Consider the following 13,581-nt stretch of genomic DNA (forward strand, 5'->3'; position numbering starts at 1 on the left):
CCCGGACGGTGCCGTGGACCTCGATTCATCTGCAGCGCGGCGTTCATTGCCCCGGTGCGTCCGCCTGACGCTCGTCCACGGCCCGGCGGACTTCGGCGACGGCGCGCGGCACCGCGTCGGCGACAGCCGGGCTCAGGCCCTCGCCGATCGAGAAGTCCGCACCCTCCACCGCGACGATCAGCAGCTCGCGCGGCAGCTTCGCGAGCGCGGCGGCCAGGGCGACGGCGTGACCGAGGCCGAGGCCGTGGGTGCCGACCGCCGCGTCGTCATCCGCGAGGGGATCCGCCAGCAGGTGGTCGGCGTCGACGGTGACCTGATGAATCCGGCCCGGCTCACCCGGGTGGCTGTGCACCGCGTCGACCACGACCGCGAGATCGGCCCCCTCCCACAGCTCCATCAGCCGGGTGGGCTCACCGTCGCACAGGGTGAGCCGGTCGGTAGCGAGCCCCTCGGCCGCGAGCTCCGCGAGGACGGCCACGGCGACGCCGTCGTCGTGGCGGTACTCGTTGCCGACGCCGATGACGACGATCCGGTACTCGTCCATGCCCGTCAACTCCGGTCCACGGTTAAGGTGAGGAAGTGTGCCGCGCAGGAGATACACGGGTCGTAGTTGCGGATCACCCGCTCGCACTGACGGGTCAGCTCGGCGTCGTCGAGGTGCAGCCGGGGCTCGACGAAGGCCAGCAGGTCGGCCTCGATCGCGGTCTGGTTCTGCGCGGTCGGCGGGACGATGACGGCCCGCCGGACGAATCCGGCCTCGTCCAGGTCGTACCGGTGGTAGAGCAGACCGCGCGGGGCCTCGGTCGCGCCGTACCCGGTGCCGGCGTGCGGCGGGACGGGAACGGCCGGGGCCGGCGGCGGCTCGTACTGCTCGATGATGCGCTGCGCCTCGGTGACGGCCCACAGCACCTCGGCCGCCCGGACCACGATGCTGCGGAACGGGTTGACGCAGCGCGGGCCGAGCCCGGCCTGGGCGGCGAGGGCGCGGATCTCGGCGGGCAGCCGCTCACTGCCGAGGTTCCAACGGGCGAGCGGCCCGGTGAGATGGGCCTGGCCGTCCAGCGTGGCGTGCAGGGCGGTGGAGTGGGGCACCTGGTGTTCCCGGACGCGGTGCTCGAAGTCCCGCAGCGGGAAGGGGCCGGCGAGGGCGCCGGTGGGGGTGCCGGAGTCGATGGCGTAGCCGTCGGGCTCGGTGAGGGCGAGCAGCTCGTGCTGGACGGTCAGCGGCGGGAACTCGAACCCGGCGACCCAGCCGAGGGTGTCCTCGGCGTCCGTCCGCGCCTGGCGCAACACCGTTGCCAGGTGGTCGAGTTCGGCGCGCGTAGGGAGTCGGTGGAAGCCGCCGAGCCGGACGTTGACCGGGTGGATCGCCCGTCCGCCGAGGACCTCGACGATCTCGTTGCCGGCCTTCTTCAGCCGCAATCCTCGCTGCAGCAGGGCCGCGTCGGTACGGGCGAGTGCCAGCGCGTCGGGCAGGTGCAGGAAGTCCGGGGCGTGCAGCAGGTAGACGTGCAGCGTGTGGCTCTCGATCCACTCGCCGCAGTACAGCAGCCGACGCAGCTGGGCGAGTTGGCCGTCAACGACGATCCCGCAGGCGTCCTCGATCGCTCGGCAGGCGCTCATCTGGTACGCCACCGGGCAGATCCCGCAGATGCGGGAGGTGAGGTCGGGCGGCTCGGCGTAGGTGCGGCCGCGCAACAGCGCCTCGAAGTAGCGCGGGGGCTCGTAGATCTCCAGCCGGACGGCCTCCACGCGGTCGCCGCGGACCGAGACGTGCAGCGCGCCCTCGCCCTCGACGCGGGCCAGCGCGCCGACGGTGAGCAGCCGCCCGGTTCGGTGGGTCATCCGTCGTCCTCCGTCGCCTGTCGGGCCGCCTCCGCGAAGGCGGGGGCCTCGGCGTTGAAGGTACGGTAGAGGCGGGCGGCGTCCGCCTCCGCCACGCCGTCACGGCGCAGCAGCGGCAGCAGCGCGCGGGTGTTGGGCCCTCCCTCACCATTGAAGCCGCCCATCGGCCCGAAGCAGCCGTAGCAGCCGCGCCCGTAGGCCGGGCAGATCGCGCCGCAACCTGCCTGGGTGACCGGGCCGAGGCACGGGGTGCCGTGGGCGACGGTGACGCAGGTGGTTCCGCGCAGCTTGCACTCGAAGCAGACGCTGTGGGCGGGGATGTCGGGCTTGCGGTCGGCGAGGTAGGCGGTGATGACCTCCAGCAGCTGCCGTTTGTCGATCGGGCAGCCGCGCAGCTCCAGGTCGACCGGCACGTGGGCGGAGATCGGAGTGGAGCGGTCGAGGCTGTCGATGTACTCGGGCCGGGCGTAGACGACGGCCTGGTACTCGGGCAGGCTCGCCAGGTTGCGCAGCGCCTGGACGCCCCCGGCGGTGGCGCAGGCGCCGATGGTCACCAGGTAGCGGGACTGCTCGCGGATCCGTCGGATGCGCTCCAGGTCCGCGGTGGTGGCGATGGAGCCCTCGACCAGGGAGAGGTCGTAGGGCGGCGGCAGTTGGCGGCTGGACGCCTCCAGGAAGTAGCCGATCTCGATCTTCCCGGCGAGCGCGAGGAGTTCGTCCTCGCAGTCGAGGAGGGTGAGCTGGCAGCCGTCGCAGGAGGAGAACTTCCAGACCGCCAGACGCGGGGTGCCCATGCTGCTCACCGCTCGGGGGTGGACAGCAGGCCTTCGGCGTGGTCCCAGCCGAAGACCGGGCCGTCCCGGCAGACGAGGACGGGGCCGAGCTGGCAGTGCCCGCACCAGGCGGTGGCGCAGCGCATGTTGCGTTCCAGCGAGGCTCGGATGCGGTCGGCGGGGACTCCACGGCGCAGCAGATCCCGTGCGGTGGCGCGCATCATCACCTCCGGGCCGCACAGGTAGGCGGCACAGCGGTCGGGGCGGTAACCGGCGCTGTCCAGCAGGCCGGTGACAAGCCCGGTGGCGCCGGGCCAGCCGGGCTCGGGGTGGTCCACGGTGACGTGGACGTGCGCGCGGGAGCGCCAGCGCGGCAGGTCTGCGAGAAACAGCTGCTCACCGGGGTTCCGGTACCCGGCGAGCACCGAAATCGTGCCGAACTCCTTTGCCCTGTCGAGCACTTCCTCGATGAGCGGGCGCAGCGGGGCGAGCCCGATGCCGCCGGAGACGATCAGGACGTCGCTTCCGGCGGGCGGGGTCTGCCAGACCGTGCCGTACGGGCCGCGGGCGCCGATCCAGTCACCGCGCTCGGCGCGGCACAGCGCCTCACTGACCTTGCCGACCGCGCGGACCGTGTGGCCGAGCGTGTCGCCGCTGATGCCGCTGACGGAGGCCGGGATCTCCCCGGTGCCGAAGGCGTACAGCATGGCGTACTGCCCGGGCCGGAACGGCCGCAGCGGGCCGGCGGCCGGGACGAGGTCGAGGGTGACGGTGTCGGCTGTCTCGCGGCGGCGGGCCAGCACCCGGTACGGGACAGGGGTCGTCGCGTGCATCACGGTGCTCCCTCGGACGTTTCGGCTTCGGCGCGCAGCGCGGCGACCTCCTCGGTGAGGTCGATGCCGACCGGACACCAGGCGATGCAGCGGCCGCAGCCGACGCATCCCGAGGAGCCGAACTGGTCGTGCCAGGTGCCGAGTTTGTGGGTCAGCCACTGGCGGTAGCGGCTGCGGGCGGAGGACCGGACCGGGCCGGTGCCGTGGAGGTAGGAGAAGTCGAGGTCGAAGCAGGAGTCCCAGCGGCGCCAGCGCTCGGCGTGGTCTCCGATGAGGTCGGTGGTCTCCTCGGTGGTGGTGCAGAAGCAGGTGGGGCACACCATGGTGCAGTTGCCGCAGGTCAGGCAGCGATCGGCGACCTGGTCCCAGCGCTCGGCTGTCATCGTGCCGGCCATCAGGGAGCGCAGGTCGGTGGGATCCATGGTCCTGCCCATCCGCCCGGCGGCGTCGGCGACGGCCCTGCGGGCGTGCTCGCCGTCGGTGGGGTGGGTGGGGAGTCCGGCGAGGACGTCCTCGCCGTCGGGACTGCCCGCGCGGACGAGGTAGCGGAGGCCTTCGGGCTCGATGGTCTCGGTGAGCGCCAGGTCGTAGACCGCGCCGTCCGGCAGGCCCGGGCCGGTGCCCATGGAAGCGCAGAAGCAGACGCCGCTCGGCTCGGTGCACTCGGTCACGACGATGAACGCGGCGGCGCGCCGCGGCCCGTACACCGGATCGGCGTACGCGCCGCCGGTCAGCACCCGGTCCTGGACGGCGATCGCGCGCAGGTCGCAGGGGCGCACGCCGAGGAAAGCGTAGCGCGGCGGCGGGTCGTCGTCCTCGCGGACGGTGACGGTGCCGTCCTCGGCCCGGTCGGCCTGCCAGAGCCGGGCCCGGGGCGGGTGCAGGAAGGTCTTCCAGGACTGCGGCCCGGCGGAGTGCGCGAACGCCGCTCGGTCGTCGCGCCGGCGCAGCCGGTAGGTGCCGGCCTCGGCCTCGACGCCCCAGCCGTACGGGAGCTCGTCCGCCGACGTCAGCTCGGCGAGAACGATCGCGCCGTCCCGCACGGTGGGCCCGATCACGGCGAGTCCCCGGGCCTGCAGGGCATCGACGAGCATGGCGAGGCCGTCCTCGTCCAGTTCCGCGGGCGGTGCGCTGGTGTCCATCGGGCTGTCCTCGGGCTGTTCCCCGGTACCGTCCGGGGGGTGGGCGGCTCACGTATTTCCACTGTCCGCCGCATCCTGGGATTCCGCATGGGCCGGGCGGCCCCGGCCCTGGGGCCGTCCGGGGCCCGGTCGGGCACTCCGAACAGCACGGCGACCGGGTGCGCCGCCGCCGAGCCGCCGCACGGTCGGGCGCCCCCGGCTGCATGCTGAGGCTCGTCGGAGGAAGGAGCTCCATGGCGCGGCACGCCGATGGCCCAGGGCCGGACCGGCACCGTATCGTGCCCGCGCTGCCCGGACTGGCGGTGCTCCGGGGCTACCGGCGCGAATGGCTGCGCGGGGACCTGCTGGCCGGTCTGACGGTGGCCGCCTATCTGATTCCGCAGGTCATGGCGTATGCGGCCGTCGCCGGTCTGCCGCCGGTGGCGGGCTTGTGGGCGATGCTGCCGGCGATCCCGGTGTACGCCCTGCTCGGTTCGTCCCGGCTGCTGTCGGTCGGGCCCGAGTCGACGACCGCACTGATGACCGCCACCGTGGTCGGTCCGCTCGCGGGCAGGGACACCGGACGGTACGCCGTGCTCGCCGCGACGCTGGCCGTCGTGGTCGGGGCGCTGTGCCTGGTGGCGTGGGCGGCCCGGCTGGGCTTCGTCGCCGACCTGCTCTCCCGTCCCGTCCTGGTGGGCTATCTGGCGGGAGTCGCCCTGCTCATGATGGCGGACCAGCTGACCCGCCTCACCGGTGTCCCGGTCGAGGGCACCCGTTTCTTCCCGCAGCTGCGCTCATTCGCGGAGCACCTGTCCGAGGCGAGTACCGCGACGGTCCTGTTCAGCGCCGCCGCCCTGCTCTTCCTGTTCGCCGTTGCCCGGCTGCTCCCCCAGGTGCCCGGTCCGCTGCTGGCCGTCGCGCTCGGTACGGCCGCGGTGGCCGCGTTCGGCCTTGAGCGGCACGGAATCCGGGTGATCGGCGCGATCCCGGGCGGCCTGCCCCACGTCTCCCGACCGGACCTGGGCGAGCTGCACCGGCTGGTGCTGCCCGCCATCGGGGTGCTGCTGGTCGGTTATACCGACATGGTCCTGACCGCGCGTGCCTTCGCATCCGGCGACGACCGGCATCTCAGGGCCGGCCAGGAGCTGCTCGCGCTGGGCGCCGCGAACCTCGGCACCGGCTTCCTCTCCGGCTTTCCGGTGAGCAGCAGCGCCAGCCGTACCGCGCTCGCCCGCTCGGCCGGCGGTCGCTCGCAGGCGTACGCGCTCGTCAGCGGCGCGTGCGTGCTCGCGGTGCTGTTGTTCCTCGGCCCGCTGCTGAGGCATCTGCCGGTCGCCGTGCTCGGCGCCCTGGTCGTCTTCGCCGCCGTCCGGCTGATCGACCTGGCGGGCTTCCGCAGGCTGGCCGCCTTCCGGCACCGGGAGCTGATGCTGGCCGTCGGCTGCCTTGCCGGCGTCCTGGCGCTGGACATCCTGTACGGGGTACTGGTGGCCGTCGGCCTGTCGGTCGCCGAGCTGCTGAGCCGGGTGGCGCGGCCGCACGACGCGGTCCAAGGACTGGTCCCCGGCCTGGCCGGCATGCACGACATCGAGGACTACCCCCAGGCGCGTACCCTTCCCGGGCTGGTGGTGTACCGCTACGACTCCCCGCTGTTCTTCGCCAACGCGGAGGACTTCCGCAGCCGGGCCCTGGCGGCCGTCGCCGACGAGCCGACGCCGGTCCGGTGGTTCGTTCTCAACACCGAGGCCAACGTGGAGGTCGACATCACCGCGCTGGACGCGGTGGAGGCCCTGCGCCGTGAACTGACCGGGCGCGGTGTGGTGTTCGGCATGGCGCGGGTCAAGCAGGACCTGCTCGACGACCTGGACGCATACGGCTTGACCGAGTCCATCGGACCGGGGCGGATCTTCCCCACCCTGCCCACCGCCGTGGATGCGTTCCAGGCCTGGCGTGCTGCCCAGGACGGCGGCGCGGAGGCTTCGTGAGGCGGGTCGCCGGGGGGTCGGCCTCGGTGGAGCAGGGCGACGCCGCCATACCACCGGCCCCTGCTCTTCCAAGGAGCTGCCGGTGCTCACCATGCCCGCCGGGGACATCACCCACCCGGTGCCGGATCTCACCGGCTACATCACCGAGGGCCAGATCGTCCTGAGCCGCGAGGGCCACGCGCGAGGAGTCTACCCGCCCGTGGACGCGCTCTCCTCGCTCTCCCGACTGATGCGCAGGGGTACGGGGCTCGGACGCACCCGTCCGGACCACCTCGACGTCGCCGCGCAACTGCTGGCCGCACGGCTCCGGCAGGAACAGGACACCGAGCGGGCCTGGCACGCGCGGCTGGCCGAGGCTGAGACCTGGCTACTGCGCGGGTTGCTGCTGAGCGGTGAGCGGGCCCTGGCCGCCGCCACGCCGGCGGACCGGGCCGACGTCGTGGTCGAGTGGACCGTCTCAATGGGAGTGCGGCACCCGTCCGGTGTCTCCTGCACCGAGCGGTACGGGCCCGGCTCATGGCGGCGGAGACGGAACGGACCGGCCGGCGCGTCCGGGCCCTGCGGCGGCACCGGATCCCCCGCCTGACCGCTGAGCTGACGGCCTTGGAGCAAGGCCGAGCACGAGGACGCGGTCCGGCGGCGCTGGGCGGCCGGACGGGACCGGAACGGTGGCGCCCGCTGACCCGGCCGGCCAGCGCCTGCTGGCAGCTCCGAGGGCCCACCGGCCCGTGGCCCAGGCCCGACCGGCCCTCCTCGCCCCGCACTGCGGCGGCCGACGATGAGGGTGGTCAGGGCTCCGTACAAGAGCCGGTGACGGCGCCGGCCGGGGCCGAGAAGGAGTCTGCGATGAACGGCTTCGAAACCCACCGCCCCGTGATCGTGGGCGTCGACCGCTCCGAGGCGAGCCGCTGGGCCGTGCGCTGGGCGGCGGACGAGGCTGCGTGGCGTGGCCTGCCGCTGCAGCTGCTGCACGCGCAGGAGTGGCCGACCGGCCAGCCGGAAGGAGAAGCGGACCGCCGCTGGGCGATCGGCCTCCGGGCCGCCGGCGACACACTGCTGGACACCGCCCGACTGCTGGCCGCCGAACGGCAACCCGAGCTGGAGATCACGCCCAGGCTGGTCGAGGGCCGGCCGGTGCGGGTGCTCCGCGAGGCCGCCGACGGGGCCGCGCAGTTGGTTCTCGGCATCCGCCGGCTCACCGAGGCCCACTCCGCGCTGCCGATCGGGTCCAAGGGTGCGTCCCTGGTCGGCCATCTGAGCTGCCCGATCGCCCTGGTTCCCGAACCGCCCGACGACCTATCCGGCCCCGGACCGGTGGTGGTGGGCGTGGACGGCTCCGAGTCCTCCCGGGCCGCGATCGGCTTCGCCTTCGAGGAGGCCTCGCTCGCCGGGGCCGACGTCCAGGCCGTGGAGGTCCGGCGCCCCGCCGAGGCCACACAGCCGGACCTGGTCGAGGAGTCCCTGGTGGACCTGTCGGAAGCCCTGGCCGGCTGGCGGGAGAAGTACCCGGACATCCAGGTCCGGCGCGAGGTGCTCACCGGTTCTCCCGCCCCGATGCTGGCCGCGGTCGCGACGCGGGCCCGCTGCCTGGTCATCGGCAGCCGTGGCCTCGGCGGCTTCCGCGGCCTGCTGTTCGGCTCCACCGGCCGCGCCCTGGTGCACCGTTGCACCGTCCCGCTGGTGATCGTCCCGAACGTCCCGTCCTGAGCACGGAGGTCGTCATGAAGCCCACGAACGAAGGCCGGGCGCACCCCCACCCGGCCGACCCCGGCGACCTCGGGCGCCGGGTCGCCCAGCGCCGAGCCCAACTCGGCCTCTCCCGCGAGCAGGTGGCGGAACGGGGCAGCATGGACCCGGGATTCCTGGAGTACCTGGAAACCACGGCGTCGCCGATCGGCCTCGGCGCGCTCACCAGGCTCGCCGACGCGCTCGACACCACGGTCGGCAATCTGCTCGGCGGTGGTCATGACGGGCCGTCCGGCCGGGCCCGCGCCAACGCCCGGGTGCTGCTGGAGGAGCTGGACCCGGCAGCCTGCTGGGCCAAGATCGCCCCCGGCGGCGTCGGCCGCGTGGTGCTGACGGCCCCGCACGGTTTGGTGGCGCTGCCCGTCAACTACCGTGTACTGGACGCCACCATCCTCTACCGCACCACGGCAGACGGCATCCTCGCGAGGGCAGCGGGCAGCGAGGTCGCCTTCGAGGTCGACCAGCTCGACGAGGTCTTCGCCACGGGCTGGAGCGTGCTGGTGAACGGCACCGTCTCGGTCGTCTCCGACGAGGAGGCGGTGCGCTGGTTCGAGCGGCACGCCGACCCAAACCCCTGGGCGGGCGGCACCCGGGAGACCTGGATGCGGATCCGGCCCACCGGAATCAGCGGCCGAATCGTCCGCCCCGACGCCTCGATCATCGGATCCGAGTAGGAAGACATGGATCCCGCGATAGTTGCGTGGGGTTGCACCTCCGCTCTCGTCGCCTTTCCTCCGTACGTCGGCGCCGGCGATAGCGTGTTGGACTCTGAGATCACGTCATGGCCCCTTGCGCGCACCTTGGCTGGCCCGCTGCAGACAGATAGTGGGCGGCGCCGATCCGTTGGGTGCGGCGTCCTGGGGCGTGGTCAGGCGGCCGCGCCGTGCAGCAGGATCGCGGCGATGAAGTCCGGAGCCTGGCGGGCGCCCATGTCGCCTTCGAGGGTCAGCTCCCATGCGGTCTCGGCTATTCCGCAGAAGGTCGAGGCCAGCCATGTGGCGGGCATGTCCTTTCGTAGCAGTCCGGCGTTCTGGCCGCGTTTGAAGAACGTGACGGTCCGGTCGAAGATCGCGTCAGCCTGCTTGCTGGCCTCGGGGACGCCCAGGACGTCGGGTTCGACGTAGACCAGGTTCCACAGCTGGGCGAACGGCGGGTATTCGGCGACCAGCGCGGCCAGCACCTGTTCCATGGGGGCGGTGTTGGCTTCGGCCCGGGACAGGGCCCGGTCGCAGTCGTCGAGGATCTTCTCGGCCATGGCCTGCACGAGGTGCTGGCGGGTAGGGAACAGGCGGACCAGGGTGGCCCGGCTGATGCCGGCGCGCTTGGCGATGACCTGCATGGACGCCGCCCGGTCCTTGGCCAGGACCGGGATCGCCGAGTCCAGTACCTCCGCCGCGTCGGTACGCATTGCCGAGCCAACCTCCAATGCCTCTATTGACACATCAGTGCCTCAATATATGCTTTGCAGTATCAGCCTCATTGTACTGAAGAGAGGGGTTCTCACCGTTCCCCGCGGCCTGGCCTGCGCCTGGTCACACGGAAGTCCCCGGCGTCCGGCAGGGGCACCGTCGGCCAGCCCGTTCCCGGCGCCGGTCTTCCCATGCCGCGCCAGGGGGAATGGATCGTCCGCGGAGGCAGGGCGCGGTCGGTGTGCACGCCGGCAAGGGGATACGCACCGCGCGTGAGGCGGCCTCGACGGAGTCGGGGGCTGCCGCTGGAGGCTGCGCGGCTCTTCACACCCGCAGGCAGGTCGCCGGGCGCAACGAAGCGTCGCCGACAGGCTTGTAGAAGCTCATGACAGATCGCAGATCGGTAGAACACCCATGACGATGCACCGCCGACGGTTTCTGACGAGTATGGGCCTGGGTCTGACCGGGGTGGCCGCTCTCGGCGCCCTGTCCGCGTGCGACAACAACGAGGACGGGGACGGTGCGGCGGGCGAGAGCACACCGTCGGCCCCGTCCGGCTCGTCTTCGCCCGGCCGCAGCGGGGTGATCGTCGTCGGAGCCGGGATCAGCGGTCTTGCCGCCGCCCGTTATCTGGCCGGCAAGGGCAAGGACGTCCTGCTGCTCGAAGCGCGCAACCGGATCGGCGGCCGGATCTGGACCAGCGAACAGTGGGCGGGCGTGCCGGTCGACCTCGGGGCGTCGTGGATCCACGGCACTGACAAGAACCCGATCACCGACCTGGCCAACAAGGCGGGCGCGCGGATGGTCACGACCGACTCCGAGAGCGCCACCGACTACCTGGCCAACGGGCACCAGGCCGATGACGCCGCGGAACAGGCGATCCAGCGATGGCGCAAGGCCACCGCACAGGCGCTGGCCACCAACCAGGACAAGAACGAGGACCAGAAGGACACCTCCGTGCGCAGTGTCGTCGAACGCGCGCTGAACTGGCCGACGCTGTCGAACGACGACAAGTCCCTGGTCTCCTTCGCGCTGAACGACTACGAGCACGAGTACGCCGGCAGTGTGAACGACATGTCGGCGCTGTACTTCGACAGCGACAAGAAGATCAACGGCAAGGACGTGCTGTTCCCGGGCGGCTACCACCAGATCACCGATCTGCTGGCCAAGGGGCTGACCGTGCGCACCGAGCACGTCGTCCAGCAGATCGACTGGGACTCCGGCGGCGTGACGGTCACCACCGACAAGGGCGCGTTCCAGGGCGACCACGTGGTGGTGACCCTGCCGCTCGGGGTGCTGCAAAGCGGCACGGTGAAGTTCGGCCCCGGCCTCCCCGCCGACAAGCAGGCCGCCATCGGCAAACTCGGCATGGGGGTGCTCAACAAGTGCTACCTACGCTTCCCCAAGGTGTTCTGGGCGGACACCGACTGGCTGATGTGCGTGCCGAACCTGGACAAGTACGGGCAGTGGGAGCAGTGGATCAACGGCAACCGCGCCGTCGGCCAGCCGGTGCTGCTCGGGTTCAACGCCGCCGACTTCGGGCGCACGATCGAGGGCTGGAGCGACGCCCAGATCGTCGCCGGCGCCATGGGAACACTGAAGACGATCTATGGCGGCAACATTCCCCAGCCGACCGACTTCCAGATCACCCGCTGGGCGTCCGATCCGTACGCGCGAGGCTCCTACTCGTTCAACAAGGTCGGCTCCACCCCGGCCATGCGCGACCAGCTCGCGGCCCGAATCGGTGACCGGGTGCACTTCGCCGGCGAGGCGACCCAACGGGACTCCTTCGCGACCGTGCACGGCGCCTACCTGTCGGGAATCCGCGCAGCCGAGGAAATCGCCGGCTGAATCAGCCGACCCCGCGACGAGACGCCGGCTTGTGCCCGCCGCGCGGGCGGCACAGTACGACCACGTTTCGTCCACCGAGGCCCCCGCGGGCGACCCCCGACGCCTGCGGGAGGGCAGCCCCCGCCGGTGCGTACCCCCGGACGCACCGGCGAGGGCTCCACAGGCCTGTCCCTTGTGCAGGCCGCCGGCTGGTGCCCTCATGACAGGCCGAAACGCCCGCGCGACCGGTCGACGGGCCCGACGCGGACAGCCACCACCGGATATGATCCGCTGCGATTCCGGACGCTGGCACACAACCGGGGCGCACTGCCGCCGCACCCGTTCCACCGCGTCCCGTACCCTCGCACGACCCGCTGGGAGCCAGCATGACCGCACACCGTTATGGCGCCCAGCCGCCCTCCGCCTTCGAGGCGCTGTCCCCCGAGGACCCCCGCGAGGTCGGCGGCTACCGCCTGTGCGCCCGGCTCGGCGCCGGCGGGATGGGCCGGGTCTACCTGGCCTACACCCCCGGCGGGCGCCCGGTCGCGCTCAAGGTGGTCCGGCCCGAACTCGCCGAGGACCCCGAGTTCCGGCACCGTTTCGCCCAGGAGGTCGCCAGCGCCCGGCGCATCCACGGCCTCTACACCGCCCAGGTCGTCGACGCGGGCACCGACGCCGACGCCCCCTGGCTCGCCACCACGTTTGTAGCCGGCCCCTCCCTCCACCAGGTCGTCCGCCGCCACGGCCCGCTGCCCGAACGCACCGTACTGCTCCTGCTCGCAGGCATCGCCGAGGCCCTGCAGGCGATCCACGCCACCGGCGTCGTCCACCGCGACCTCAAACCCGGCAACGTCCTCGTCGCCGCCGACGGCCCCCGCGTCATCGACTTCGGCATCGCCCGCGCCGCCGACGCCAGCCCGCTCACCGGCACCGGCCTGCGCATCGGCTCGCCCGGCTTCATGGCCCCCGAACAGGCCCTCGGACTGCCCGTCACCCCGGCCACCGACGTCTTCGCCCTCGGTGCCCTGACCGCCTTCATAGCCTCCGGAAGGACCCCTTTCGGCGACGGGCCCGAGCCGATCTCGCTCTACCGGGCGGTACACGAGGAGCCCGACCTGTCCGCGCTTCCGCACGGCCTGCACGACCTCGTCCGGCACTGCCTGGCCAAGAGCCCCGAGGACCGGCCGGGCACCGCCTGGCTGGTGGAAGCCGCCCGCCGCCACCCCGCCACCGGCGGCGAACTGCGTTTCTCCGACGGCTGGCTGCCCCGGCAGGTCAGCAGCGAACTGAACCGTCACAGCGACCTCCCGACCACGCCCGCACCGCCCGCCACCATCCTCGACCCGGCCGGCGCCGGGGCCGCACCCGTCCCGCCCGCCCCGGCACCCACCCGCCGGGAGACGGAGCCGGCCCGCCCGGGCTCAGTCCCCGCCGGTAGCCGCCGAGCCGCGAGAACCGCGGGCCGGGGCGCCCGCACGGCGCTCCTGACGACTACGGCCCTCCTCGTCGGCGCAGCGGCGACGTTCTTCCTGCTCGACTACTTCGAGTACTTCGACGACTCCGCCGAACAACCCGCTGCCGCCACCAGCAGCCTCCCCCCGTCCACCGCACCCGCCCCCGCCTCTTCCTCCGCGTCCCCGCAGCAGGCCGCTGTCTCCGGCTACACCGTCGCCTACACGGACCGCGAACTCACCTCTCCCGACCACGACCACGAGTTCGACATCAAAGCCGGGAAGGTGACCCAGGACGCCTCCGCCTGGTACCTGGCCCGTCAGTCCGGAGCCTTCGTCATCCCGGAGGACAGCGACGCCTACATCGCGCCCGCCGGACCTCTCACGCTCTCCGACTGCCTCAAGGGCGTCGAAGCCGAGCCCACCTCCACCCTGCCCTTTGCCGCCCTTCGTGCCGACCGCAGCTTCTGTGTCCGCTCTCCCGGCGGTCAGGACATCGCCGTCGTCCGCACGCTCACCACCGCCACGAGCGACGGTCCGGTCAAGGTCTCCATCACCTACTACCGCCGTTCGGCCTGACCCAGT

Annotated in this window: 12 protein-coding genes; 6 read left to right on the forward strand and 6 right to left on the reverse strand. The window is 72.5% G+C overall.

What is annotated here, in order from left to right:
- Window positions 1-43: 43 nt before the first annotated feature.
- The 5 genes from F7Q99_RS34415 to F7Q99_RS34435 are packed head-to-tail and all read right to left on the reverse strand — an operon-like array spanning window position 44 to window position 4,593.
- Window positions 44-544, reverse strand: a complete 501-nt coding sequence (locus F7Q99_RS34415; protein ID WP_153469167.1) for a hydrogenase maturation protease — start codon at window positions 542-544, stop codon at window positions 44-46.
- Window positions 545-549: 5 nt separating this feature from the next.
- Window positions 550-1,845, reverse strand: coding sequence for a Ni/Fe hydrogenase subunit alpha (locus tag F7Q99_RS34420; protein ID WP_153469170.1), 1,296 nt, complete (start codon window positions 1,843-1,845; stop codon window positions 550-552).
- The gene (locus F7Q99_RS34425) at window positions 1,842-2,639 is read right to left on the reverse strand and encodes an NADH-quinone oxidoreductase subunit B family protein (protein ID WP_153469173.1); all 798 of its coding nucleotides are present in this window, start codon (window positions 2,637-2,639) and stop codon (window positions 1,842-1,844) included. The genes F7Q99_RS34420 and F7Q99_RS34425 overlap by 4 nt, the downstream gene beginning before the upstream one ends.
- Before the next feature lie 5 nt (window positions 2,640-2,644).
- Window positions 2,645-3,451 carry an FAD/NAD(P)-binding protein gene (locus F7Q99_RS34430; RefSeq protein WP_153469176.1) on the reverse strand — a complete coding sequence of 269 codons (807 nt, stop codon included), beginning with the start codon at window positions 3,449-3,451 and terminating at the stop codon, window positions 2,645-2,647.
- Window positions 3,451-4,593 carry a 4Fe-4S dicluster domain-containing protein gene (locus F7Q99_RS34435; protein WP_153469178.1) on the reverse strand — a complete coding sequence of 381 codons (1,143 nt, stop codon included), beginning with the start codon at window positions 4,591-4,593 and terminating at the stop codon, window positions 3,451-3,453. The genes F7Q99_RS34430 and F7Q99_RS34435 overlap by 1 nt, the downstream gene beginning before the upstream one ends.
- A 233-nt stretch (window positions 4,594-4,826) precedes the next feature.
- Between F7Q99_RS34435 and F7Q99_RS34440 the strand changes: the two genes are divergently transcribed.
- The 4 genes from F7Q99_RS34440 to F7Q99_RS42875 all read left to right on the forward strand — a co-directional run bounded on the left by F7Q99_RS34440 (window position 4,827) and on the right by F7Q99_RS42875 (window position 8,980).
- On the forward strand, window positions 4,827-6,560 hold the full coding sequence (locus F7Q99_RS34440) for a SulP family inorganic anion transporter (RefSeq protein ID WP_153469181.1): 1,734 nt from the start codon (window positions 4,827-4,829) through the stop codon (window positions 6,558-6,560).
- An 82-nt stretch (window positions 6,561-6,642) separates the two neighbouring features.
- On the forward strand, window positions 6,643-7,146 hold the full coding sequence (locus tag F7Q99_RS43930) for a hypothetical protein (RefSeq protein ID WP_326847469.1): 504 nt from the start codon (window positions 6,643-6,645) through the stop codon (window positions 7,144-7,146).
- Window positions 7,147-7,406: 260 nt separating this feature from the next.
- Window positions 7,407-8,267 (forward strand): universal stress protein, encoded by an 861-nt coding sequence (locus tag F7Q99_RS34450; RefSeq protein WP_153469184.1) that lies wholly within the window; start codon window positions 7,407-7,409, stop codon window positions 8,265-8,267.
- Between the two features lie 14 nt (window positions 8,268-8,281).
- Window positions 8,282-8,980, forward strand: coding sequence for a helix-turn-helix domain-containing protein (locus tag F7Q99_RS42875; RefSeq protein ID WP_153469187.1), 699 nt, complete (start codon window positions 8,282-8,284; stop codon window positions 8,978-8,980).
- 194 nt (window positions 8,981-9,174) lie between these two features.
- On the opposite strand, the gene F7Q99_RS34460 is transcribed toward F7Q99_RS42875, so the two are convergent.
- A complete protein-coding gene (locus F7Q99_RS34460; RefSeq protein WP_153469190.1) occupies window positions 9,175-9,714 on the reverse strand; it encodes a TetR/AcrR family transcriptional regulator in 540 nt (179 codons plus the stop codon).
- Between the two features lie 448 nt (window positions 9,715-10,162).
- On the opposite strand from F7Q99_RS34460, the gene F7Q99_RS34465 reads away from it, so the two are divergent.
- Window positions 10,163-11,566, forward strand: a complete 1,404-nt coding sequence (locus tag F7Q99_RS34465) for a flavin monoamine oxidase family protein (RefSeq protein ID WP_230211146.1) — start codon at window positions 10,163-10,165, stop codon at window positions 11,564-11,566.
- Between the two features lie 365 nt (window positions 11,567-11,931).
- The gene (locus tag F7Q99_RS42110) at window positions 11,932-13,575 is read left to right on the forward strand and encodes a serine/threonine-protein kinase (RefSeq protein WP_230211147.1); all 1,644 of its coding nucleotides are present in this window, start codon (window positions 11,932-11,934) and stop codon (window positions 13,573-13,575) included.
- Window positions 13,576-13,581: the final 6 nt, after the last annotated feature.

Origin of the sequence: Streptomyces kaniharaensis (genome assembly GCF_009569385.1) — a bacterium.
Taxonomy (GTDB): domain Bacteria; phylum Actinomycetota; class Actinomycetes; order Streptomycetales; family Streptomycetaceae; genus Kitasatospora; species Kitasatospora kaniharaensis.

Bases quoted from the DNA above. Each gene is read 5' to 3' on its own strand.
- F7Q99_RS34420 (WP_153469170.1), bottom strand. From the start codon at position 1,845: ATGACCCACCGAACCGGGCGGCTGCTCACCGTCGGCGCGCTGGCCCGC.
- F7Q99_RS42110 (WP_230211147.1), top strand. From the start codon at position 11,932: ATGACCGCACACCGTTATGGCGCCCAGCCGCCCTCCGCCTTCGAGGCG.
- F7Q99_RS34415 (WP_153469167.1), bottom strand. From the start codon at position 544: ATGGACGAGTACCGGATCGTCGTCATCGGCGTCGGCAACGAGTACCGC.
- F7Q99_RS34440 (WP_153469181.1), top strand. From the start codon at position 4,827: ATGGCGCGGCACGCCGATGGCCCAGGGCCGGACCGGCACCGTATCGTG.
- F7Q99_RS34450 (WP_153469184.1), top strand. From the start codon at position 7,407: ATGAACGGCTTCGAAACCCACCGCCCCGTGATCGTGGGCGTCGACCGC.
- F7Q99_RS34465 (WP_230211146.1), top strand. From the start codon at position 10,163: ATGGGCCTGGGTCTGACCGGGGTGGCCGCTCTCGGCGCCCTGTCCGCG.
- F7Q99_RS34460 (WP_153469190.1), bottom strand. From the start codon at position 9,714: ATGCGTACCGACGCGGCGGAGGTACTGGACTCGGCGATCCCGGTCCTG.
- F7Q99_RS34435 (WP_153469178.1), bottom strand. From the start codon at position 4,593: ATGGACACCAGCGCACCGCCCGCGGAACTGGACGAGGACGGCCTCGCC.
- F7Q99_RS34425 (WP_153469173.1), bottom strand. From the start codon at position 2,639: ATGGGCACCCCGCGTCTGGCGGTCTGGAAGTTCTCCTCCTGCGACGGC.
- F7Q99_RS34430 (WP_153469176.1), bottom strand. From the start codon at position 3,451: ATGCACGCGACGACCCCTGTCCCGTACCGGGTGCTGGCCCGCCGCCGC.
- F7Q99_RS42875 (WP_153469187.1), top strand. From the start codon at position 8,282: ATGAAGCCCACGAACGAAGGCCGGGCGCACCCCCACCCGGCCGACCCC.